The 20,143-nt window shown below is 65.3% G+C and carries 16 protein-coding genes; 9 read left to right on the top strand and 7 right to left on the bottom strand.

Going from position 1 to position 20,143, the window contains the following annotated elements; genetic code table 11:
* The first annotated feature begins 72 nt into the window (after window positions 1-72).
* From GOQ09_RS12990 to GOQ09_RS12970, 5 genes are all read left to right on the top strand, one after another.
* The gene (locus GOQ09_RS12990) at window positions 73-1,566 is read left to right on the top strand and encodes a protein adenylyltransferase SelO (protein ID WP_157613780.1); all 1,494 of its coding nucleotides are present in this window, start codon (window positions 73-75) and stop codon (window positions 1,564-1,566) included.
* On the top strand, window positions 1,563-1,973 hold the full coding sequence (gene msrB / locus GOQ09_RS12985; RefSeq protein WP_126746383.1) for a peptide-methionine (R)-S-oxide reductase MsrB: 411 nt from the start codon (window positions 1,563-1,565) through the stop codon (window positions 1,971-1,973). The genes GOQ09_RS12990 and msrB overlap by 4 nt, the downstream gene beginning before the upstream one ends.
* Window positions 1,974-2,002: 29 nt before the next feature.
* Window positions 2,003-2,542 (top strand): septation protein A, encoded by a 540-nt coding sequence (locus tag GOQ09_RS12980; RefSeq protein WP_126746384.1) that lies wholly within the window; start codon window positions 2,003-2,005, stop codon window positions 2,540-2,542.
* A complete protein-coding gene (locus GOQ09_RS12975; RefSeq protein WP_157613779.1) occupies window positions 2,539-2,820 on the top strand; it encodes a BolA family protein in 282 nt (93 codons plus the stop codon). Before GOQ09_RS12980 ends, GOQ09_RS12975 begins: the two co-directional genes overlap by 4 nt.
* A gap of 156 nt (window positions 2,821-2,976) precedes the next feature.
* Window positions 2,977-3,762: a peptidylprolyl isomerase gene (locus tag GOQ09_RS12970; protein ID WP_157613778.1), complete on the top strand. Its 786-nt coding sequence runs from the start codon at window positions 2,977-2,979 to the stop codon at window positions 3,760-3,762.
* Between the two features lie 78 nt (window positions 3,763-3,840).
* Here the strand turns inward: GOQ09_RS12970 and purL are convergent, their stop codons facing one another.
* Window positions 3,841-7,824, bottom strand: a complete 3,984-nt coding sequence (gene purL / locus GOQ09_RS12965; RefSeq protein WP_157616687.1) for a phosphoribosylformylglycinamidine synthase — start codon at window positions 7,822-7,824, stop codon at window positions 3,841-3,843.
* A gap of 154 nt (window positions 7,825-7,978) precedes the next feature.
* Here purL and map point away from each other — a divergent pair, with 154 nt between their 5' ends.
* The 3 genes from map (at window position 7,979) to pgm (ending at window position 13,184) form a co-directional block, all read left to right on the top strand.
* Window positions 7,979-8,803 carry a type I methionyl aminopeptidase gene (map, locus tag GOQ09_RS12960; RefSeq protein ID WP_126746387.1) on the top strand — a complete coding sequence of 275 codons (825 nt, stop codon included), beginning with the start codon at window positions 7,979-7,981 and terminating at the stop codon, window positions 8,801-8,803.
* Window positions 8,804-8,837: 34 nt separating this feature from the next.
* On the top strand, window positions 8,838-11,444 hold the full coding sequence (locus GOQ09_RS12955) for a [protein-PII] uridylyltransferase (protein ID WP_157613777.1): 2,607 nt from the start codon (window positions 8,838-8,840) through the stop codon (window positions 11,442-11,444).
* A gap of 84 nt (window positions 11,445-11,528) precedes the next feature.
* Window positions 11,529-13,184 (top strand): phosphoglucomutase (alpha-D-glucose-1,6-bisphosphate-dependent), encoded by a 1,656-nt coding sequence (gene pgm, locus GOQ09_RS12950; RefSeq protein WP_157613776.1) that lies wholly within the window; start codon window positions 11,529-11,531, stop codon window positions 13,182-13,184.
* Between the two features lie 21 nt (window positions 13,185-13,205).
* Here pgm and GOQ09_RS12945 read toward each other — a convergent pair whose 3' ends face one another.
* From GOQ09_RS12945 to GOQ09_RS12935, 3 genes are read right to left on the bottom strand one after another with little or no spacing between them, the layout of a single operon-like run.
* Window positions 13,206-14,264 carry an amino acid ABC transporter permease gene (locus GOQ09_RS12945; protein WP_157613775.1) on the bottom strand — a complete coding sequence of 353 codons (1,059 nt, stop codon included), beginning with the start codon at window positions 14,262-14,264 and terminating at the stop codon, window positions 13,206-13,208.
* Complete coding sequence (locus GOQ09_RS12940) at window positions 14,261-15,259, bottom strand: amino acid ABC transporter permease (protein WP_157613774.1); 999 nt, start codon at window positions 15,257-15,259, stop codon at window positions 14,261-14,263. The genes GOQ09_RS12945 and GOQ09_RS12940 overlap by 4 nt, the downstream gene beginning before the upstream one ends.
* On the bottom strand, window positions 15,256-16,290 hold the full coding sequence (locus GOQ09_RS12935) for an amino acid ABC transporter substrate-binding protein (RefSeq protein ID WP_157613773.1): 1,035 nt from the start codon (window positions 16,288-16,290) through the stop codon (window positions 15,256-15,258). Before GOQ09_RS12935 ends, GOQ09_RS12940 begins: the two co-directional genes overlap by 4 nt.
* Before the next feature lie 174 nt (window positions 16,291-16,464).
* Here GOQ09_RS12935 and GOQ09_RS12930 point away from each other — a divergent pair, with 174 nt between their 5' ends.
* Complete coding sequence (locus GOQ09_RS12930; protein WP_157613772.1) at window positions 16,465-16,860, top strand: DoxX family protein; 396 nt, start codon at window positions 16,465-16,467, stop codon at window positions 16,858-16,860.
* 35 nt (window positions 16,861-16,895) lie between these two features.
* Here the strand turns inward: GOQ09_RS12930 and def are convergent, their stop codons facing one another.
* The 3 genes from def to ligA form a co-directional block, all read right to left on the bottom strand.
* Window positions 16,896-17,435: a peptide deformylase gene (gene def, locus GOQ09_RS12925; protein ID WP_157613771.1), complete on the bottom strand. Its 540-nt coding sequence runs from the start codon at window positions 17,433-17,435 to the stop codon at window positions 16,896-16,898.
* A gap of 54 nt (window positions 17,436-17,489) precedes the next feature.
* The gene (locus GOQ09_RS12920) at window positions 17,490-17,933 is read right to left on the bottom strand and encodes a hypothetical protein (protein WP_126746396.1); all 444 of its coding nucleotides are present in this window, start codon (window positions 17,931-17,933) and stop codon (window positions 17,490-17,492) included.
* Between the two features lie 109 nt (window positions 17,934-18,042).
* Window positions 18,043-20,127: an NAD-dependent DNA ligase LigA gene (ligA, locus tag GOQ09_RS12915; RefSeq protein ID WP_157613770.1), complete on the bottom strand. Its 2,085-nt coding sequence runs from the start codon at window positions 20,125-20,127 to the stop codon at window positions 18,043-18,045.
* Window positions 20,128-20,143: the final 16 nt, after the last annotated feature.

Below are 20,143 nucleotides of genomic sequence, written 5' to 3'. Positions count from 1 at the left end.
GCCTGAGCGGAACTCGCATTTGCCGATGGCCCGCGCCGCAAGGGGTCTCATGCTCTGCCGGACAATTCGGGCATGAGCTTGCTTGCTGAAGACACCGCTGCCGCCGACCTGGGCGTGCGCTGGAAACCCGGGTTCCAGGCACTGGGCCCTGCCTTTCTTACCGAACTGCGGCCGACGCCGCTGCCCGATCCCTATTGGGTAGGCCACAGCGACGCGGTGGCCGGCTTGCTGGGTTTGCCTGCCGATTGGCGGCAATCGGACAGCACGCTGGCGGCCCTGACCGGCAGCGTGCCCGTCGCCGGCACCCAGCCCTTCGCCACGGTGTACAGCGGCCACCAGTTCGGCGTGTGGGCCGGGCAGCTTGGCGATGGCCGCGCGATCATGCTCGGCGAAACCGAGGGCGGCCTCGAGGTGCAGCTCAAGGGCGCGGGCCGCACGCCCTACTCGCGCGGCGGCGATGGCCGCGCCGTGCTGCGCTCCAGCATCCGCGAATTCCTTTGCAGCGAGGCCATGCACAGCCTTGGCATTCCGACCACGCGGGCCTTGTGCGTCACGGGCTCCGACGCGCGCGTCTACCGCGAGGAACCGGAAACCGCGGCCGTGGTGACCCGCGTGGCGCCCAGCTTCATCCGCTTCGGCCATTTCGAGCACTTTGCCGCCAACCAGCGCGATGCTGAACTGCGCGCGCTGGCCGACTACGTCATCGACCGCTACTACCCGGCCTGCCGCACGACCGACCGCTTCGGCGGCAACGCCTACGCGGCTTTCCTGGAAGCCGTGAGCGAGCGCACCGCCGCCCTGCTGGCGCAGTGGCAGGCCGTCGGCTTTTGCCATGGCGTGATGAACACTGACAACATGAGCATCCTCGGGCTCACCATCGACTACGGCCCGTTCCAGTTTCTGGACGGCTTCGATCCGCGCCACATCTGCAATCACAGCGACACCGGCGGGCGCTATGCCTTCAACCAGCAGCCGAACGTGGCCTACTGGAACCTGTTTTGCCTGGCGCAGGCGCTGCTGCCGCTGATCGTCGACCAGGAAGTGGCCGTGGCCGCACTGGAGTCTTACAAGACGGTGTTCCCGCGCGAGTTCGAAGGCCGCATGCGTGCCAAGCTCGGGCTCACCGATTCGGCCGAAGGCGACCGCCCGCTCATCGAGGGCGTGCTGAAGCTCTTGGCCGCCGAAAAGGTCGACTACACCATCTTCTGGCGTCGCCTTTCGCAGTACATGGCTGAAGGCAACGCCGAACCCGTGCGCGATCTCTTCCTGGACCGCGTCGGCTTCGATACCTGGTTGCTATCTTTTTCGGAGCGACATGCAAAGGCGCCATCGACGGGCCAACGCTCGGAAGCTGCCGATTTGATGCTCAAATCCAACCCCAAATTCGTGCTGCGGAACCACCTGGGCCAACAAGCCATCGAAGCTGCTGCGCAGAAGGACTTCTCGGGTGTGGCAACCTTGCTGAACCTGCTCGAAACCCCATTTGAAGAACATCCCGGTGCCGACGCTTACGCCGGCTTCCCGCCCGACTGGGCCTCCACGATCGAAATCAGCTGCTCATCATGACCGCACCCATCCAGAAAACCGATGCCGAATGGAAAGCCCTGCTCGCTGAAAAAGGCGCCGAGCCCGCGGCCTTCGAAGTGACGCGCCACGCGGCCACCGAGCGCCCCTTCACCGGCAAGTACGAGGCGCACTGGGAAGACGGCACTTATCACTGCATCTGCTGCGGCGCGAAGCTGTTCGAGGCATCAACCAAGTTCGACGCAGGTTGCGGCTGGCCCAGTTTCTCGGAAGAAGCCGTGCCGGGCGCCATCAAGAACATCGTCGACCGTTCGCACGGCATGGTGCGCACCGAAAACGTCTGCGCGAACTGCGGCGCCCACCTGGGCCACGTGTTCCCCGACGGTCCTACCGAAACCGGCTTGCGCTACTGCATGAACTCGGCTTCGCTCGATTTCCAGAAGAAGTAACCAAACCACCACAGGCTCCCGCCCAGCGCATGAAACTGCTCCTCGACTTCTTTCCGATCCTGCTGTTCTTCGGCGCCTACAAGCTGGGCGACATCTACACCGCAACGGCCGTGCTGATGGGCGCCACCGTGGTGCAGATGGGCATCATCTACGCCACCGAACGCAAGCTGCAGGCCATGCAGAAGGCCACGCTGGTGCTGATCCTGCTGTTCGGCACGCTCACGCTGGTGCTGCACGACGACCGCTTCATCAAGTGGAAGCCCACGGTGCTCTACGGCGCAATGGCGGTTGCCCTGGCCGTGGCGCTCTGGGCGCTGAAGAAGAACTTCCTGAAAATGCTGCTGGGCTCGCAATTGCAGCTGCCCGACCGCATCTGGAGCCGCCTGAATGTGGCGTGGATCGGCTACTGCCTTTTCATGGCACTCATCAATGCCTACGTGGCGGCGTACTTCACCACCGAGGCCTGGGTCAACTTCAAGCTCTGGGGCTATGTGTTCCCGATCGTCTTCCTGGTGGCGCAGGGCCTGTACATCTCGCCGCACCTCAAGAGCGACGAGCCCACCGCATGAGCACCGCCGCAACCCACCCGCTGCCGACGGCAGATGCCCTCGAGGCGGTGCTGCGCCAGAAGCTGCAGCCCACCGTGCTCGAGGTGATCGACGAGAGCAGCGCCCACGCCGGCCATGCGGGCGCCAACGCAGAGGGCTACGGCACCCATTTCCGGGTTCGCATTGCTTCCCCACTGTTCGAAGGGAAGCCCCGCGTGGCGCGCCATCGCCTTGTGTATGATGCCCTCCAAGTTTTTATCGCGCAGGGTCTGCACGCCATCGCCATCGAGGTGCTCTGAGTCGTCCGATCGATCAACGGGTCGATCAAATGCCACGCGGCTTTCGCCGCGGCGGCTCCGCCCTCCTCATTTCCCTTTTCTTTCTTTCGTCTTTCCCGCTTTTTCCACGCGCTTTTTTCTACACGCGCATTTCCCATCCAGCCTGATATTCATTCCATGAAAAAACAAATCTTGACGGCCGTTGCGGCCGCAGCGCTGCTCGGTGCGATTCCCCTGGCGGCAGTGGCGCAGAACGCAGCCATCGTCAACGGCAAGCCCGTGCCCAAGGCGCGCATGGACGTGCTGGCGCAGCAATTGGCGGCAGCCGGCCGGCCCGTCACGCCGGAAATGCAGGGCCAGCTGCGCGAAGAAATCGTCGCGCGCGAAGTGTTCATGCAGGAAGCGCAGAAGCAGGGTCTGGATGCGACCGACGACTACCGGAACCAGCTCGAGCTCGCACGCCAGGCCATCCTGATCCGCGCGCTGTTCGAAAACTACCGCAAGACCAACGCCGTGTCGGAAGCCGACATCAAGGCCGAGTACGACAAGTTCGTCGCGGCCAACGGCGGCAAGGAATTCAAGGCTCGCCACATCCTGGTCGAGACCGAAGATCAGGCCAAGAAGATCATGGCCGACCTGAAGAAGGGCGCCAAGTTCGAAGACATCGCCAAGAAGCAGAGCAAGGACCCGGGTTCGGGCGCCAACGGCGGCGACCTCGACTGGGCCAACCCGTCCAGCTTCGTGCCCGAGTTCTCCGAAGCGATGATCAAGCTCAAGAAGGGCGAAACCACCGCAACGCCCGTCAAGACGCAGTTCGGCTATCACATCATCCGCGTGGACGACATCCGTCAGGCACAGCTGCCGAAGATGGAAGAAGTGCAGCCGCAGATCACGCAGCAGCTGCAGCAACAACGCCTGCAGAAGTACCAGGAAGAGCTGCGCGCGAAGGCCAAGATCGAGTAAAGGCCGAGCAGCGTTGGCTGCTCTTGCCTTCCAAAAAAAAGCGGCCTTCAGGCCGCTTTTTGTTTGGGGCGCTTTTCCTCAACCGACCCAACGGCGCGCGTTGCGCCAGATCTGCATCCAGGGGCTGAGCTCGCTCCGGTCGCCCGGCGTCCAGCTCATCTGGATGTTGCGGAACACGCGTTCCGGATGCGGCATCACGGCGGTAAAGCGGCCGTCTGGCGTGGTCACCGAGGTCAGGCCACCGGCGCTGCCGTTCGGGTTGAACGGGTACTGCTCGGTAGGCTTGCCGTGGTTGTCCACGAAGCGCATGGCCGCAATGGCCTTGGCGGCATCGCCGCGGTGCTTGAAGTTGGCATAGCCCTCACCGTGCGCCACCGCGATCGGCAGGCGGCTGCCAGCCATGCCCGCAAAGAAGATGCTGGGAGACTCGAGCACCTCGACCATCGACAGGCGGGCTTCGAAGCGTTCGCTCTGGTTGGTGGTGAAGCGCGGCCAGGCTTCGGCGCCGGGAATGATGTCGGCCAGCTCGGCGAACATCTGGCAGCCGTTGCACACGCCCAGGCCGAACGTGTCTTCGCGGCCGAAGAAGGACTTGAACTGTTCGGCGAGCTTCGGATTGAAGGTGATGCTGCGCGCCCAGCCGATGCCGGCTCCCAGCGTGTCGCCGTAGCTGAAGCCGCCGCACGCGACCACGCCCTTGAAATTGGCGAGATCCGCCCTTCCCGTCTGCAGGTCGGTCATGTGGACGTCGTAGGCCTCGAAACCCGCCTCGGTGAAGGCATAGGCCATTTCGACGTGCGAGTTGACGCCCTGCTCGCGAAGGATGGCGACTCTGGGCCGGCTCTGAAGGATGGCGGGGGCGTTGAGGCTGCTGCCCTCTCCCAGGGGGAGAGGGAGGAAGATGTGCATGCCGGGGTCCGAAGGATCGCCGGCTGCGGCGTGCTCGGCATCGGCGCAGGCGGGGTTGTCGCGCTCGCGGGCGATCTTCCAGCTGACGGAGTCCCACACCTGATGCAGGTCGTGCAGGCTGGCGCTGAACACCGACTTGGCATCGCGCCACACTTCGACCTTGCCCTTGCCGGCGTCCATGGTCGAGCTGGCCGGACGCGTCTTGCCGACGAAGTGGCTGTGCGCGCTGAGGCCGTGGGTGCGCAGCACCTGCATCACGTCGTTCCGCTCGGCCGTGCGCACCTGCAGCAGCATGCCGAGTTCTTCGTTGAACAGCGCCTTGAGCGTGAGCTCTTCGCGCCGCGCGCTCACTTGCTGCGCCCAGTTCTTGGCGTCGCCGGTTTCCATGCGGCTGTCGGAAATGCCGTCGCCTTCGGTCACCAGCATGTCGACATTGAGCGCCACGCCCACATGGCCTGCAAAGGCCATTTCGCAGGCGGTGGCGAACAGGCCGCCGTCGCTGCGGTCGTGCATCGCCAGGATCTTGCCGTCGGCGCGCAGTGCGTTCACGGCATTCACCAGCGCCACGAGCTGGGCCGGATCGTCGAGATCGGGCACCGTGTCGCCGCTCTGGCCGAGCGTTTGCGCCAGGATGCTGCCGGCCATGCGGTGCTTACCCTGGCCCAGGTCGACGAGCACGAGCGTGGTGTCGGCCTCTTGCGCATCGAGCTGCGGCGTGAGCGTGCCGCGCACGTCGGCGAGCGTTGCGAAGGCGGTCACGATCAGGCTCACGGGCGACGTGACCTTCTTGGCTGCGCCGTCGTCTTTCCATTGCGTGCGCATCGACAGCGAATCCTTGCCGACGGGAATGGACACACCCAGCGCCGGGCACAGCTCCAGGCCCACGGCCTTGACCGTTTCGTACAGCGCGGCGTCTTCGCCGGGCTCGCCGCACGCAGCCATCCAGTTGGCCGAGAGCTTGACGCGCGAAAGCTCGATGGGCGCGGCCAGCAGGTTGGTAATGGCTTCTGCCACCGCCATGCGGCCCGAGGCCGGCGCGTCGAGTGCGGCCAGCGGCGTGCGTTCGCCCATGCTCATGGCTTCGCCCGCAAACCCCTTGTAGTCCGCCAGCGTGACGGCGCAATCGGCCACCGGCACCTGCCATGGGCCGACCATCTGGTCGCGGTGGCTCAGGCCGCCCACGGTGCGGTCGCCGATGGTGATCAGGAAGCGCTTGGAGGCAACGGTCGGGTGCGAGAGCACGTCGATGGCCGCCTTCTGCAGGTCGACGCCGGTGAGGTCAAGCGGCTTGAAGCTGCGCGCGACGGTCTTCACGTCGCGATGCATCTTGGGCGGCTTGCCGAGCAGCACGTCCATCGGCATGTCGACGGGCTGCACTGCGGCGCCTTGGTCGGCCACCAGCAGCTGGCGTTCTTCGGTCGCGACGCCCACCACCGAGAACGGGCACCGCTCGCGCTCGCAGAAAGCCTTGAACTGCTCGAGCGATTCCGGCGCGATGGCCAGTACATAACGCTCCTGGCTTTCGTTGCACCAGATTTCCTTGGGCGCCATGCCCGATTCTTCGAGCGGCACCGCGCGCAGGTCGAAGCGCGCGCCGCGGCCAGCGTCGTTGGTCAGCTCAGGAAAGGCGTTGCTCAGGCCGCCCGCGCCCACGTCGTGGATCGCAAGGATCGGGTTGGCTGCGCCCTGCTGCCAGCAATGGTTGATGACCTCTTGCGCACGGCGTTCGATTTCGGGGTTGCCGCGCTGCACCGAGTCGAAGTCGAGCTCGGCGGCGTTGGCGCCGGTGGCCATCGAACTCGCGGCGCTGCCGCCCATGCCGATGCGCATGCCGGGGCCGCCAAGCTGGATGAGCAGCGAACCCGCCGGGAACTGAATCTTCTTGGTTTGCGTTGCGTCGATGCTGCCAAGGCCGCCCGCGATCATGATGGGCTTGTGATAGCCGCGCTGTACCGTGTCGATGTCGCTCGCCACCGTTTGCTCGTATTCGCGAAAGTAGCCCAGCAGGTTGGGCCGGCCGAATTCGTTGTTGAACGCGGCGCCGCCCAGCGGGCCTTCGGTCATGATCTGCAGCGGGCTGGCAATGTGCTCTGGCTTGCCGTAGTGGCCTTCTTCCGGCCAGAGCTTCGATACGGTGAAGCCGGTCAGGCCGGCCTTGGGCTTGGAGCCGCGGCCGGTAGCACCTTCGTCGCGGATTTCGCCGCCAGCACCGGTAGAGGCGCCGGGGAATGGCGAGATGGCGGTCGGATGGTTGTGCGTCTCAACCTTCATCAGCACGTGGCTCAGTGCGCTATCTTTTTGATAGCCCTGCGAACCGGAAGCGGGGATGAAGCGCTCGACGGTCGTGCCCTCCATCACCGAAGCGTTGTCCGCATAGGCAATCACCGTGTGCTGCGGGTTCTGCTTTTCGGTGTGGCGAATCATCGAGAACAGGCTTTGGGGCTGCGCCTTGCCGTCGATGGTGAACTGGGCATTGAAGATCTTGTGGCGGCAGTGCTCGCTGTTGGCCTGCGCGAACATCATCAGCTCGACGTCGCTCGGGTTGCGCCCGAGCCGCGTGAAGGCATCGACCAGGTAGTCGATTTCGTCCTCGGCCAGCGCCAGGCCAAAACCCGTATTGGCCGCCACCAGCGCGGCACGGCCGCCGCCCTGCACGTCGACCAGCGCCATCGGCTGGGCCGGCAGTTCGCTGAACAGGCTTGCGGCCTGCTCGACGGTGGCAAGCACCGACTCGGTCATGCGGTCATGCAGCGGGCCTGCCACGGCGGCGAGCGTGTCGCCTTCCAGCACGGGCGCCTTGCCGATCAGCGGGGCCTTGAGCTTCAGGTGGTACTGGGTGACGCGCTCGACCCGGCGCAGCGCAAGGCCGCAGTTGTGGGCGATGTCGGTGGCCTTGGAGGCCCAGGGCGACACGGTGCCCAGGCGGGGCGTGACGACCACCGACGTGGCGGCCTTGGCCGGTGCCTCGAAGGGCTCGCCGTAAGTCAGCAGCGCGGCAAAGCGGTCGTGCTCGGCATCACTCAGCGCCGCGTCGGTGACCACCAGGTGCACGAAGCGGGCCGAAATGCCCTCGATGCGCGGCTCGATGGCCTGCAGCTTGGGCAGCAGCTGCCGCGCGCGGAAATCGCTGAGTGCGCTGCCGCCCTCGAACATGGTTACGACAGGAAGGGCTTGGGATGCGGGCTGCGTCACGGTCGATGGGGCCTTGGGGCCGCGTTGGGAATCAAAGAATCGAGGCGGAAGACCGCTGACTGGGGTCATCCGCGTTAACCCGGAATTTTAGCTTGCTGAATGGGATAATTCCGGGATGAGCATTACCTACAAAGACGCAGCGGGCATCGCAGCCATGCGCGTCGCCTGCCGCCTGGCCTCCGAGGTGCTGGACTACCTCACGCCGTTCATCAAGCCGGGCATCACCACGAACGAAATCGACCGGCTCGCCGCCGAATACATGGTCAAGCAGGGCACCACCTCGGCCACGGTGGGCTACATGGGCGCCAGCAGCGTGCCCTTTCCGAAGTCTCTCTGCACCTCGGTCAACCACGTGGTTTGCCACGGCATTCCGAATGACAAGCCCTTGAAGAAGGGCGACATCATGAACGTCGACGTCACGGTGGTGAAGGACGGCTGGTTCGGCGACAACAGCCGCATGTACATCATCGGCGACGCTTCCATCGCGGCCAAGCGGCTGTGCAGCATCACCTTCGAAGCCATGTGGCATGGCATTCTGCAGGTGCGCCCGGGCGCCCACCTGGGCGACATCGGCCATGCGATCCAGAAGTTTGCCGAAGGCCACGGTTTTTCCGTCGTGCGCGAGTTCTGCGGCCACGGCGTGGGCCAGCGATTCCACGAAGAACCGCAGGTGCTGCACTACGGCCGCCCCGGCACGCTCGAAGAACTCAAGCCCGGCATGATCTTCACCATCGAACCGATGATCAATGCCGGCAAGCGCGACGTGAAGGAAGACTTCAAGGGCGGCCAATACGACGGCTGGACCATCGTCACGCGCGACCATTCGCTCTCGGCGCAATGGGAGCACACGGTGCTGGTCACCGAAACGGGCTACGAGGTGCTCACGCTGTCCGAAGGCAGCCCGCCCCTGCCCTCCTTCGTCACTTCCACGAAAACGTGAGCCGCGCGAGCGGCGCACGGCCCCGGACAAAGCCGTGATCGAACCAGCCAAGATCGACGTGGCAACGCTGCGCGAAGCCTATCGCGCAAAGAAACTCGCGCTCTTCGAAACCTTGCGTTTCGCGCGCGCACCCACGCGCAGCGTGCATACGGTGCTGAGGCAGCTGTCGGCGCTGGCCGACCAGACCTTGTGCGCGCTTTGGCGCGAGGCCGACTTTGGCGATTCGCTTGCGCTGGCGGCCGTGGGCGGCTTTGGCCGCGGCGAGCTGTTTCCGTATTCCGACGTCGACGTGCTGTTGCTGCTGCCACCCGAAGGCCACGCGAGCGGCATCGATCCGGCGCGCATCGAGGCCTTCATCGGGCATTGCTGGGACGCGGGGCTGGAGATCGGCTCAAGCGTGCGCACGGTCGAGGAATGCCTGGCCGAGGCAGAAAAAGACGTCACCGTGCAGACCTCGCTGCTCGAGGCACGGCTGATCGCGGGCAACAAGAAGCTCTTTGTCGGCTTTCGCCGCCGCTTCACCCGCGCCATCGATCCGCAGGCCTTCTTCGTGGCCAAGTCGCAAGAAATGCGGCACCGCCACCAGAAGTTCGACAACACGCCGTACGCGCTCGAACCCAACTGCAAGGAATCGCCGGGCGGCCTGCGCGATCTGCAAACCATTCTCTGGATGACCAAGGCCGCCGGCTACGGCAGCCGCTGGGACGACCTGGCAAAGAACGGGCTTGCAACGCCGTTCGAGGCGCAGCAGATCAAGCGCAACGAGGCGCTGCTCTCGCTGATTCGCGCGCGGCTGCACGTGATTGCCAACCGCCGCGAAGACCGGCTGGTGTTCGACCTGCAAACCGCCGTGGCCGCGAGCTTTGGCTACGAGAGTGAATCGCAGCGCAAGTCGAGCGAAGCGCTGATGCGGCGCTACTACTGGGCGGCCAAGGCGGTCACTCAGCTCAACCAGATTTTGCTGCTCAACATTTCGGAGCGGCTGCAGCCCAGCGACGAACAGCACACGTCGATCAACGAGCGCTTCTACGAACGCGCCGGCCTGATCGAGATTGCAAGCGAGGACCTGTACGAGCGCGAACCGCGCGCCATTCTCGAGACCTTCCTGCTCTACCAGAAGACCATCGGCGTGAAGGGCCTGTCGGCGCGCACGCTGCGCGCGCTCTACAACGCGCGGCATGTCATGGACAGCAAGTTCCGGAACGACCCGGCCAATCACGAGACGTTCATGCGCATCCTGCTGCAGCCGTACGGCATCACGCATGCGTTCAGGCTGATGAACCAGACCTCGGTGCTGGGGCGCTACCTGCGGGTGTTCCGCAGCATCGTGGGGCAGATGCAGCACGACCTGTTCCACGTGTACACGGTGGACCAGCACATCTTGATGGTGCTGCGCAACGTGCGGCGCTTCTTCATTGCCGAGCACGCGCACGAATACCCGTTCTGCTCGCAGCTTGCGGCCGGCTGGGACAAGCCGTGGATTCTTTACGTGGCCGCGCTGTTCCACGACATTGCCAAGGGCCGCGGCGGCGACCATTCCACGCTCGGCGCGCGCGACGTGCAGCGCTTCTGCAAGCAGCACGGCATTGCGCGCGAAGACGCCAAGCTCATCGAATTCCTGGTGGCCGAACACCTGGTGATGAGCCAGGTCGCGCAAAAGCAGGACCTGAGCGACCCGGAAGTGATCGGCGCCTTTGCCAAGCGCGTGGGCAACGAGCGCTATCTCACAGCCCTTTATCTGCTCACCATTGCCGATATTCGCGGCACGTCGCCGCGCGTGTGGAATGCATGGAAGGGCAAACTGCTCGAAGACCTTTACCGCTACACCCTGCGCGCGCTGGGCGGCCGCATGCCCGACCCGGACGCAGAAGTGGAGTCGCGCAAGCGCGAGGCGCTGGTGCAGCTTGCGTTGCATGCACAGCGCTTCGAAGCGCACAAGGCGCTGTGGGACACGCTCGACGTCGGCTACTTCATGCGCCACGAGGCCAGCGAAATCGCCTGGCATGCCAAGCAGCTTTCGCGCTTCGTGCCGCCGCCCAACGTGCCGGTCGATCCCAAGGCGCCGCCCATCGTGCGCGCGCGCCTTTCGCCAGTGGGCGAAGGGCTGCAGGTGGTGGTGTACACGCCCGACCAGCCTGACCTGTTCGCGCGCATCTGCGGCTATTTCGACCAGTCGTCGTTCAGCATTCTTGACGCGAAAGTACACACCACCAGCAACGGCTACGGCCTCGATACCTTCCAGGTTGTAACTACTTTCCTGCCCGACCATTACCGCGACCTCATCAGCATGGTCGAGCTGGGCCTTGCCCAAACGCTCACCGAGGCCGGTCCCCTGCCCTCGCCCAGCGTGGGCAGGGTGTCGCGCCGGGTGCGCAGCTTCCCCATCAAGCCGCGCATCAGCCTGCTGCCCGACGACAAGGCGCAGCGCTGGCTGCTCAACATCTCTGCCAGCGACCGCGCGGGGCTGCTGTATTCGGTGGCGCGGGTGCTTGCACGGCATCACCTCAATCTGCAACTCGCCAAGGTCACCACGCTCGGCGAGCGCGTGGAAGACACGTTCCTCATCAGCGGCCCCGAGCTGCAGGGACAGAAGACGCAACTGGCCATCGAGACGGAGCTGATGGAGGCCCTGGCCTCCTGAGGCGCTTTCCGCTTGTTTCGTTCGCAGGCGCATCCTGCGGCATGATGTTGCCGACTTGATTCAACTCGAACGGCAACACTCGACATGAGCCAAAAGACCAACCCTCTCGCGGGCCAGCCCGCACCGCTGGACCTGCTCGTCAACATCCCGCGCCTCATCTCGGCCTACTACACGGGCCGGCCCGATCCTTCCGTGCCAGCCCAGCGCGTCGCCTTTGGAACGTCGGGGCACCGCGGCTCTTCCTTCGACGACGCTTTCAACGAGTGGCATGTGCTGGCCATCAGCCAGGCGATTGCCGACTACCGCAAGCAAAAAGGCATCGACGGCCCGCTGTTCCTGGGCATCGACACGCATGCGCTCTCCACGCCCGCATTCAACAGCGCGGTAGAAGTGCTGGCGGCCAACGGCGTGGAGCTGATGCTGTCGAAGGACGACGAATACACGCCGACGCCCGCCGTCTCGCATGCCATCCTCGTCTACAACCGCGGCCGCACGACGGGGCTTGCCGACGGCATCGTGATCACGCCTTCGCACAACCCGCCCGAAAGCGGCGGCTTCAAATACAACCCGCCCAACGGCGGCCCGGCGGGCACCGACATCACCTCAGCCGTCGAGGCCGCGGCCAATGGCTATCTTGCCGCCGGTCTCCAGGGCGTGAAGCGACTGCCGCTTGCACAGGCGCTGCGCGCCTCGACCACGCACCGCCACGACTACCTGAACACCTATGTGGAAGACCTGGCGCAGGTGCTCGACATGGACGCGATTCGCGGCGTGCCGATCGACCTGGGCGTCGATCCGCTGGGCGGCGCCGGCGTGCGCTACTGGCCCGCCATTGCCGCGCGCTACAAGCTTGACCGGCTCAACGTGCTGAGCCAGGAGGTCGATCCGACCTTCCGCTTCATGTCGCTCGACTGGGACGGCCGCATCCGCATGGACCCCTCGTCGCCCGATGCGATGCACCAGCTCATCGGCCTCAAGGACCGCTTCGGCATTGCCTTTGCGTGCGATACCGACCACGACCGGCACGGCGTCGTCACGCGCAGCGCGGGGCTGCTGCCGCCGAACAACTACCTGGCCGTGATGGTCGACTACCTCTTCACGCACCGCCCGCAATGGGCCCCGCATGCAGCCGTTGGCAAGACGGTGGTCAGTAGCCAGATGATCGACCGCGTGGCCGCCAACCTGGGGCGCAAGCTGTACGAGGTGCCGGTGGGCTTCAAGTGGTTCGTCGACGGGCTGGTGGATTCGTCCTTGGGCTTCGGCGGCGAAGAAAGCGCGGGCGCAACCTTCCTGCGGCGCGACGGCTCTGTATGGACCACCGACAAGGACGGGATCGTCCCGGCTCTGCTGTCGGCGGAGATTGCCGCCCGCACGGGGCGCGACCCCGGCGAGCGCTTTGCCGAACTGGCAGAGACGCTGGGCAAGCCCGTGTCCAACCGCGTGGATGCGGCGGCCACTGTCGAGCAGAAGAAGAAGCTTTCGAACCTGTCGCCGCAGCAGGTGCTGTCGACCGAACTCGCGGGCGAAAAAATCCAGAACGTGTTGAGCCATGCGCCCGGCAACGGAGCGGCCATCGGCGGCGTGAAGGTGGTCACGGAAAACGGCTGGTTCGCCGCTCGGCCCTCGGGCACCGAGAACATCTACAAGATCTACGGCGAGAGCTTTCTCGGTGCCGAGCACCTCGGGCGCATCCTCGAGGAAGCGCAGCAGCTGGTGGACAAGGCGCTGTCGGCGGGCTGATGAAACCGGGGCACCGCCGGTTCAGCGCGTGCCCTCTCCCAGCCGCCGCTCCAGCCACACGCTGTAGCGCGAGAGGCCGAAGCACAGCACCCAGTACACCGCCGCAATGAAGAGGTACCCCTCGAGGTAGAACGGCCGCCAGGTCGGATCGCCGCCGAGGGCCAAGCCCAATGCGCCGGTCAGCTCGAACAGCCCCACCACGGTGACCAGAGACGTGTCTTTCAGCGTGCCGACCACGCTGTTGGTCAGCGCGGGCACCACGAGCCGCAGCGCTTGCGGCAGCACGATGTCGCGCTGCACCGGCCAGCGCCCGAAGCCGAGCGCCATCGCGACTTCGGTCTGCCCGCGCGGCACGGCCTGCAGGCCGCCGCGGATGATCTCGGCCAGGTAGGCTGCCACGAAGAGCGTCAGGCCCGCCAGCACGCGCACCAGCACATCGGGCTGCCAGCCCGCGGGCCACAGCAACGGCAGCAGGAAAGAGGCCATGAACAGCACCGAAATGAGCGGCACGCCGCGAACCAGCTCGATGTAGCTCGCGCTCAGGGTGCGAACTACGGGCCAGCCCGAACGGCGGCCCAATGCAAGCAGCAGTGCCAGCGGAAAGGCCAGCGCCAGGCCAACCACCGCAAGGCCGATGGTGAGCGGCAAGCCGCCCCAGCGGCTGGTCGGCACATGGACCAGGCCGGCCACGCCACCGAGCATCAGCAGCACAAAGAGCAGCAGTGCCACGATCCAGAGCGGCACCAGCCACCAGCGCCAGCTGCGCGGCCAGGCGCTGAGCACCGTGACGGCCGACAACACGACCACCGCGATCGCCGGTCGCCATTGCTCTTCATACGGAAATCGGCCGAACAGCATTGGGCGCCACTTTTCAGCCACCACACCCCAGCAAGCGCCGTGCTGCATCGCGCGGCAGGCTTCGGCGTCGGGCCGGAACACTGCATTCAGCACGCCCCATTCGAGAGCATGAAAGCCGCCCCATGCAAGCAGTGCGAGCAGCAGCACCGTGGCCAATGCCCGCAGCGGCGAACCCCAGAGCTCGCTGCGCCACGCGATGGGGCCTTGGGCGGCATTTTTCATTGCCAGCCCCTGAGCGCAACGCGTGCGTTGTAGCGGTTCATGCCGAACGAGATCAGCAGCGACAGCAGAAGGTACACCGCCATGATGATCGCGATGCACTCGAAAGCCCGCCCGTTCGAGCCAATGGTGGTGTTGGCCACCGACACCAGTTCCGGATAGCCCACGGCCACGGCCAGCGACGAGTTCTTGGTGAGGCTGAGCAGTTGGTTGGTGAGCGAAGGCACGATCACGCGCAGCGCCTGCGGCAGGATCACGATGCGCAATTGCTGCCCTGGCGTGAGGCCCAGCGCCTGCCCGGCCAGCACCTGCCCCTGCGATACCGACAGGATGCCGGCGCGCACGATCTCCGCCACGAAAGCCGCCGAGTAAAACGACAGCCCCGCGACGATGGTCACGTACTCCGGGCTCAACGCCGCGCCGCCGCTCACGCCGAAGTCGCCCTTCTCGGGCCATTCGAAGTGCGTCGGCCACCAGCCGCCGTCGCCCGATGCGGGCCAGGGCACGCTCAAGCCGCCGTTGCTGAGCCACACGCCCGGCAGCAAGCGCACGGGCTCGGTCGGGTCCGGCAAAAGGTTGGCCATGGCAAAGGCCAGCATCAGCAGCTGCACCAGCAGGGGCACGTTGCGCAGCACTTCGACATACGCTGTGCAAATGCCGCGCAAGAGCACGTGCGGCGCGAGCCGGCCGATGCCAATCAAGGTGCCGAGCACGATTGCGAAGACGGCCGCGGGCACCGCCGCCCGCACGGTGTTGATCAATCCTGCCAGGAAGGCGCGCCAGAACGGCTGGCTGGCATCGAAGTCGAGCCAGCCTTCGCTGATGGAAAAGCCCGCCGGCTCGGTGAGAAAGTCGAACCCCGACCGGACCCCGCGCGAGCGCAGCACCTCGAGCGCGTGATTCATCACCCAGACGGCGCCGGCCAGCACGGCCAGCACCAGCAGCGCCTGGACGATCCAGGCCAGCCAGGCGCCGCGGCGCGAGGCTTGCCGGCTCATCGAACCGGTGGTGCGTAGATCAGGCCGCCCTTGCTCCAGAGGTTGTTCGATCCGCGCGGCAGCTTGAGCACCGATTTAGGCCCGACGTTGCGCTCGAACATTTCACCGTAGTTACCCACGGCCTTGATGGCGCGGAACGACCAGTCCTTGTCGAGGCCCAGCAGCTTGCCCAGGTCTTCGCCGGTGCCGACCAGGCGCTGCTGCGCCGGGTCTTTGCTGTTGGCCTTGAGATCGTCTGCATTGGCCTGCGTAACGCCGAACTCCTCTGCCTCGATGAGCGCATTGGGCACCCACTTGGCAATGGCAAACCATTCGTCGTCGCCGCGCCGCACCAGCGGCGCGAGCGGTTCCTTGGAGATGAGTTCGGGCAGGATGACGTAGTCGTCGGGGTTGGGCGCCTCCTTGTTGCGCAGGCCCGCGAGCGCCGAAGCGTCGGTGGTGAAAGCCTGGCAGCGGCCCGAGAAGAATGCCTTGAACGAAGCCTCAAAGCTTTCGAACACCACCGTCTTGACCGGAATGTTCTGGGCGCGGAAGTAGTCGGACACGTTCTTCTCGTTGGTGGTGCCCGACTGCGTGCAGATGGTCGCGTTCTTGAGCTGTTTGGCGCTGGTCAGCTTGAGTTTCTTCGGCACCAGGAAGCCCTGGCCGTCGTAGTAGGTGATGGTGGTGAAGTTGAAGCCCAGCGAAGCATCGCGCGTCAGCGTCCACGTGGTGTTGCGCGCAAGAATGTCGATTTCACCGGCCTGCAGGGCCGAAAAGCGCTGCTGCGAATTGAGCGGCACGAAGTCGACCTTCTTGGCGTCGCCCAGCACGGCGGCGGCAATGGCGCGGCAGGTATCGACGTCCAGGCCCGACCAGTTGCCCTGCGTGTCGGGCGCGGAAAAGCCGGCCACGCCGTTGGTCACGCCGCATTTCACGGTGCCGCGCTGCTTGACCGCATCAAGCGTTTTGCCGGCGAAGGCCGGCGCCGCGGCAGCAAAAGCAAAAGCGGATGCGGCAACGGCCAGCACGGGACGGAATCGACTCTTCATTGGTGTGTTCTCCTCAACAACAAGCAAAAGGCAGTGTACGGGGCCGCGCACCACTCTGCCAAAGAACGGACGGTTGAATGCATATGCCGCATCGCGCGCCGGTCCGGGCTTTTCGTGCCCGCGGCACATTCACTAACATATGGCCCTTTAATCACTTTCACCAGGAATCTGCTCATGACCAAATCCGATGACACCGGCAAGCTCGTTCTGCGCGTCGCACTCGGCATCCTTATCCTGCTGCACGGCATTGCGAAAGTCGGCAAGGGAGTCGACGGCATCGGCGGCATGCTGGCCTCGCACGGGTTGCCGGCGGCCATGGCGTACCTGGTCTACGTCGGTGAGATTCTTGCGCCCGTGCTGCTGATCGTTGGGCTTTTCACCCGCCCGGCAGCGCTGATCGTTGCAATCAACATGGTGGTGGCGATCTGGCTGGTGCACCAGAAGGACCTGGGCGCCCTCAATGGCCAAGGCGGCTGGGCGCTCGAACTGCAGGGCATGTTCCTGTTCTCGGCAATCGCGGTTGCGCTTTTCGGCGGTGGCCGGTTCGGCCTGGGCGGCAGGTACAACTGAACGCATGCGGCCGGTGACGAACCGGCCGCTTTTTTTCAGTCGTCGTCGTTCGCGTCGAGCCCAGGAAACAAGACGTCGGTGTAGCCGAAACGCGAAAAGTCGCGCACCCGCATCGGATAGAGCTTGCCAAGCAGGTGATCGACCTCATGCTGCACCACGCGCGCATGAAAACCGCTCACGGTCCGGTCGATCGGATCGCCATATGGATCGAAGCCGGTATAGCGGATGCTCGAAAAGCGCGGCACCACGCCGCGAAGGCCCGGCACCGAAAGGCACCCTTCCCAGCCCTCTTCTTCCTCGTCGCCGATCGGCGTGATGACGGGATTCAGCAGCACCGTGCGGGGCACCGGCGGCGCATCGGGGTAGCGCGGATTGACGACGTCGGTGCCGAAAATGACGAGCTGCTGATCAACGCCGATCTGCGGTGCGGCCAACCCGGCCCCGTTGACCGCAATCATGGTCTCGAACATATCGCGCACCAGCAGGTGCAGCTCGTCGGTGTCGAAAGCGGCCACCGGCTGCGCAACGCGCAGCAGCCGGGGGTCGCCCATTTTCAGGATTTCGCGAATGGCCATGGCGGATTATCGCGACAGCGCACTGTGCGGTTGGTTACCCGCCCCCCGCTCTGATCAGGGAGGCGTTTGAGTCTTGGAGTCGGGCGACGTGTACAGCCGTTGACGGGCGTTTGGCGGTGGCGAGCGGTACTGCGGCAATGGCGACACGCCGGTATTCCCCGTCGGCGGCACGATGGCACCACCACCCGGCGGCCGTCCGCCGCCGCTCCAGCCCGGGCGTCCCCCCGGGTATCCTGGCCGCACAGCTGGATAACCTGGCCGTCCGTAGTACGGACGATTGCCGTAATAGGGCCGCCCGCCGTAGTAAGGCCGGCGGCCTTCATAGTAGGCGCCGCCCTCGATGTAGACAGGCGCCGGCTGAACGACTACCGGATTGTCGTAATACGGCTGCGAATAGCCCCCGTCGTAGTAAGGATCGCCGGGCACCGCAACGCAGCCGCCGAGCAGCGCGATGCCACCGATGGCGACGCAGGTACCGAGAACACGAATTTTCTGCATAAGGGACTCCTTGTCAGCCTTTTGTCTTCAACGCCAGCTTGTAGACCCTGTTGACTGCGCTGGTGTGAAGTCACGTAACCAGCCGTAAGGACACCGAGCCTCTATCCCTTCAGCCTGGCACGCCGCTGGCGAGTATCTCCAGCATACCCGCCTCGTCGATCACGTTCACGCCGAGCTCGCGGGCCTTGTCCAGCTTGCTGCCGGCCTCCTCGCCCGCAACCAGGTAGTTGGTCTTCTTGCTGACGGAACCAGCCACCTTGGCGCCGGCTGCTTCCAGTTTGTCCTTTGCTTCGTCCCTGCTGAGCGTAGGAAGGGTGCCGGTGATGACGAAGGTCAGTCCCGCCAGCGGTTTGGGCGCGCGGGCGGCGGGTTCGCCTTCTTCCCATGTCAGGCCGCAGGCGCGCAGTTGCTCGACCACTTCGCGGTTATGCGGTTGGTCGAAGAAGGTGCGCAGGCTTTGCGCCACCACCGGGCCCACGTCGTTGACCTCTAGCAACTGTTCTTCGGTCGCGTCCATGATCGCGTCGAGCTTGCCGAAATGCTTGGCCAGGTCCTTCGCGGTGCTTTCGCCCACATGCCGGATCCCCAGCCCGAACAGGAAGCGCGGCAGCGTGGTCTTCTTCGATGCTTCGAGCGCGTCGACAAGGTTCTTGGCCGACTTCTCCGCCATGCGGTCCAGGCCCGCCAAGGTGGTGAAGCCAAGCCTGTATAGATCGGGCAAGGTGCGGATCAGGTTGGCGTCGACCAATTGCTCGACCAGCTTGTCGCCGAGCCCGTCGATGTCAACCGCGCGCCGAGCCGCAAAGTGCAGGATGGCTTCCTTGCGCTGGGCGCCGCAGAACAGGCCGCCCGTGCAGCGGTAATCGACCTCGCCCTCTTCGCGCAGCGCTTCCGACCCGCACACCGGGCACTGCCGCGGCATGGTGAACAGCGGGCCGCGCTCGCCCTCGGGCTTGGCCAGGCTCTCGGGGACCACGCCGACCACTTCGGGGATCACGTCGCCCGCGCGTCGCACGATGACCTGGTCGCCCACGCGCACGTCCTTGCGGCGTGCCTCGTCCTCGTTGTGCAGCGTGGCGTTGGTCACGGTCACACCGCCGACGAACACGGGTGCGAGCTTGGCCACCGGCGTGAGCTTGCCGGTGCGGCCCACCTGCACCTCGATGCCGAGCACCTCGGTGAGTTGTTCCTGCGCCGGGTATTTATGCGCCACGGCCCAGCGCGGCTCGCGCGAAACGAAGCCGAGCTGCCGCTGCAGCTCCAGGCTGTCGACCTTGTAGACCACGCCGTCGATGTCGTAGGGCAAGGCATCGCGCTGGCGGCCGATGTTCTCGTGGAACGCGATCAATTCGATCGCGCCCCTCGCGCGCGCCGTCTGCTTGGCCACCGGGAAACCCCATGCGTCGAACTGCTGCAGCCAGTCGAACTGCGTCGGAAAATCCGGACCACCCTCGTTGGCCGGCGTGACCTCGCCGAGGCCGTAGGCAAAAAAGCTCAACGGGCGCGCTGCGGCAATGGCCGGATCGAGCTGGCGCACCGCACCGGCCGCCGCGTTGCGCGGATTGACGAACACCTTCTCGTTCTTTTGACCGGCCGCGATCTTCTCGCGCTGGCGTTCGTTGAGCGCGTCGAAGTCGGCGCGCTTCATGTAAACCTCGCCGCGCACCTCGACCACGGGCGGCGCCTTGCCGTTGAGCCGCAGCGGAATATCGCGCACCGTGCGGATGTTCTGCGTGACGTCTTCGCCCACCTCGCCGTCTCCGCGCGTTGCGGCCTGCACCAGCACGCCGTTCTCGTAGCGCAGGTTCATGGCGAGGCCGTCGAATTTGAGCTCGCAGACGTATTCGACCTGAGGCCCGTCTTCAGCCAGTCCCAGTTCCTTGCGCACCCGCGCATCGAAAGCGCTGGCGCCGCCGGGCGAGATGTCGGTCTCGGTGCGAATCGACAGCATCGGCACCTTGTGGCGCACCTTCACGAAGCCTTCGAGCACCTTGCCGCCGACACGCTGCGTGGGTGAATCGGGCGTCCGCAGGTCGGGAAATTCGGCTTCGATGGCTTGCAGCCGCTGGAACAGCTTGTCGTACTCGGCGTCAGGCAGTTCGGGCGCGTCGAGCACGTAGTAAAGGTGGGCGTGCTTGTGGAGCTGTTCGCTCAGTGCGGCGGCTTCGCGTGCCGCTTCGTCGCGCGTTGTCATGGGTGTCTCCCGAAGA

Source organism: Variovorax paradoxus (genome assembly GCF_009755665.1).
Taxonomy (GTDB): Bacteria; Pseudomonadota; Gammaproteobacteria; order Burkholderiales; family Burkholderiaceae_C; genus Variovorax; species Variovorax paradoxus_G.
Note: the sequence above shows the minus strand (reverse complement) of the source record. Positions and strands in the feature narration are given on the sequence as shown.